General features: G+C 43.0%; 1 protein-coding gene. It reads left to right on the forward strand.

Translation table 11 applies throughout. The features are described from left to right. Nucleotides 1-309, forward strand: a 309-nt coding sequence (locus ACTHUR_RS19970; RefSeq protein WP_440400536.1) for a porin, incomplete at its 5' end; no start/stop codon positions are given. Nucleotides 310-470 lie beyond the last annotated feature (161 nt).

Consider the following 470-nt stretch of genomic DNA (forward strand, 5'->3'; position numbering starts at 1 on the left):
GGTCAATACGAAGGCTTCAAAGCTGATACAGCTGATGCTAAGAAAAACGAACGTACTGAAGTTGCTGCAACTGCCGGTTACCGTATGGGTAACGTAATGCCTCGTCTGTCTTATGCTCACGGCTTCAAGGCTAAAGAAGACGGTGTAAAACAAGCTAACAGCCAATACAACCAAGTAATCGTTGGTGCTGACTACGACTTCTCTAAACGCACTTCTGCCTTGATTTCTGCCGGTTGGTTGAAAGAAGGTAAAGGTGGTGATAAAACTGAATCTACTGCCGGTATGGTTGGTCTGCGTCACAAATTCTAATCTGATACGATTAGTCTAAATAAAGAGCCTGCTTTATGCAGGCTCTTTTGTCGTTTGAATGATGTGTGTTTAATTGGATCTGTAGAGGCTGGAAATTTGAATTCGGTAGGTGGGTGCTTAAATCAGACTTTCCTGTTGTGTTAGTGGGGGCTAAATATAGT

This window comes from Neisseria sp. P0021.S007, from assembly GCF_051956855.1.